The following is a 2,453-nucleotide window of genomic DNA, read 5'->3' on the forward strand; positions in this document are numbered from 1 at the left end:
GCGGCGATCGGCAGCATAGTCGGCGAGCGTCGTGTCGGTCTCGTGCCCGACCGCGCTGATCGTCGGGATGCGGCAATCGGCGATCGCGCGCACGACGACCTCCTCGTTGAACGCCCACAGATCCTCGATCGAGCCGCCGCCGCGCGCGACGATCACGAGGTCGGGGCGCGCCACCGGCCCGCCGGGGGCGATCGCATCGAAGCCGCGGATCGCATTGGCGACCTGCGCCGCCGCGCCGTCGCCCTGCACCAGCACCGGCCAGACGATGACATGCATCGGGAAGCGGTCGGCCAGCCGGTGGAGGATATCGCGGATCACCGCCCCGGTCGGCGAGGTCACGACGCCGATCACGCGCGGCAGGCGCGGCAAGGGCTGTTTGCGCTCCTGGTCGAACAGCCCCTCGGCGCCCAATCGCGCCTTCAATTTCTCGAAGAGCAGCATCAGTGCGCCTTCGCCGGCCACTTCGAGCGTGTCGACGACGAGCTGATATTTGGAACGCCCCGGATAGGTGGTGAGCTTGCCGGTCGCGATCACCTCGATCCCATCCTCGGGCCGGAAGGCGAGGCGCGCCGCCTGCCCCTTCCACATCACCATGTCGATCAGCGCATTATCATCCTTCAACGCCGCATAGAAATGCCCCGACGCCGCGCGCTTGGCGCCCGACAGCTCGCCGCGCACGCGCACCCGCGCAAAGCCGTCCTCGACGGTGCGCTTGATCGCCGCCGACAATTGGCTGACCGTCATGTCGGGCGCATTGTCGCCGGGCGAATGCTCGGCTAACAGCCGCGCCGCGGGGTCGGTTTCGGACGCCGGATCGGGAAAAGGGACTGCCATGAATATCCTGCTGGTCGGCTCGGGTGGCCGCGAACATGCGCTGAGCTGGCAACTGGCACAATCGCCCTCCTGCGCCAAGCTCTATGCCGCGCCGGGCAGCCCGGGAATCGAAGCGTTCGCCGAATGCATCGCGATTCCGGTCGACGACATCGACGGCCTCGTGGCCTTCTGCACAGCCAACAGCATCGACTTCGTCGTCGTCGGCCCCGAAGCGCCGCTCGTCGCGGGGCTTGCCGACCGGCTGCGCGCGCTCGGCATCGCGACCTTCGGCCCCGGCGCCGCCGCGGCGCGGCTCGAAGGCAGCAAGGGCTTCACCAAGGATTTGTGCGCGCGCGCGTCGATCCCGACCGCCGCCTACGCCCGCTGCACGAGCGCCGACGAAGCGCATGCCGTGCTCGAAGGCTTCGACATCCCGGTCGTCATCAAGGCCGACGGCCTCGCTGCGGGCAAGGGCGTGATCATCGCCGAGACCGCCGAAGACGCCGCCGCCGCCATCGACGACATGTTCGACGGCGCCTTCGGCGGCGCCGGCGCCGAGGTGGTGATCGAGGAATTTATGACCGGCGAGGAAGCGAGCTTCTTCGCGCTTTCCGACGGCAAAAACGTCATGGCATTTGCCAGCGCGCAGGACCACAAGCGCGTCGGCGACGGCGACGTCGGGCCGAATACCGGCGGCATGGGCGCGTACAGCCCCGCCCCCGTGCTCACCGCCGATCTCGAGGAGGCGGTGATGGACCGCATCATCCGCCCGACGGTCGCGACGCTCGCCGCCGAGGGCACGCCCTATATCGGCGTGCTCTTCGCCGGGCTGATGCTGACCGACGAAGGCCCCAAGCTGATCGAATATAACGCCCGCTTCGGCGATCCCGAATGCCAGGTGCTGATGATGCGCTACACCGGCGACCTCGCCGCTCTGCTCCACGCCGCCGCGACGGGCGAGCTGGCCAACGCACCCCCGCCCGCCTTCACCAGCGACTATGCGCTGACCGTCGTCATGGCGGCGAAGGGCTATCCGGGCACCCCCGAAAAGGGCGGCGCGATCCACGGCATCGCCGACGCCGAGCGCGAGGGCGTGCGCGTCTTTCATGCCGGCACCGCGCGCGACGGTGAGACCATCGTCGCCGCCGGCGGCCGCGTGCTCAACGTCACCGCGACCGGCCGCACCGTCACCGAAGCGCAGGCACGCGCCTATGCCGCGGTCGACAGGCTCGATTTCGCGACCGGCTTCTGCCGCCGCGATATCGGCTGGCGCGAAGTCGCGCGCGAAGCGGAATAACCCTCCGAATTTCGTCATCCCCGCGAAAGCGGGGACCCAGAGCGTGCGTCGGCCAAGCTTTTCCTGGGTTCCCGCTTTCGCGGGAATGACGAAGAATTTTGATCGACCCAATCCATATGGGCGCATAGGCTGACGGAAAGACAGGGAGACTATCATGGCGTGGCTTCAGGAAAATTATGTCATCGCGGTCGTCGGACTCGTCGTCGCGGTCGTGCTGCTGTGGTTCCTGTTCGGCCGCAAAAAGGCCGAGGATGTCGCGCCGACGGTCTCCCCGCCCGCCGAACCGAAAAAACCGCTCGAGGCGGTGAAGCCCGAAATCGTCGCGGCCGAACAGGAACCACAG

At 68.2% G+C, this 2,453-nt stretch carries 3 protein-coding genes; 2 read left to right on the plus strand and 1 reads right to left on the minus strand.

Annotation, left to right across the window (positions count from 1 at the left end):
• Positions 1-834 (minus strand): exodeoxyribonuclease VII large subunit (gene xseA / locus B1A78_RS21435; protein ID WP_077148862.1); only part of this gene is annotated, 834 nt, incomplete at its 3' end.
• Between xseA and purD the strand changes: the two genes are divergently transcribed.
• Both purD and B1A78_RS21445 read left to right on the plus strand, forming a co-directional pair.
• Complete coding sequence (purD, locus tag B1A78_RS21440) at positions 833-2,110, plus strand: phosphoribosylamine--glycine ligase (RefSeq protein WP_077148863.1); 1,278 nt, start codon at positions 833-835, stop codon at positions 2,108-2,110. The genes xseA and purD overlap by 2 nt on opposite strands.
• Before the next feature lie 154 nt (positions 2,111-2,264).
• On the plus strand, positions 2,265-2,453 hold a 189-nt coding region (locus B1A78_RS21445; protein ID WP_144037959.1), incomplete at its 3' end, for an LPXTG cell wall anchor domain-containing protein.

This window comes from Sphingopyxis sp. KK2 (assembly GCF_001990265.1).
In the GTDB taxonomy this organism is placed as follows: domain Bacteria; phylum Pseudomonadota; class Alphaproteobacteria; order Sphingomonadales; family Sphingomonadaceae; genus Sphingopyxis.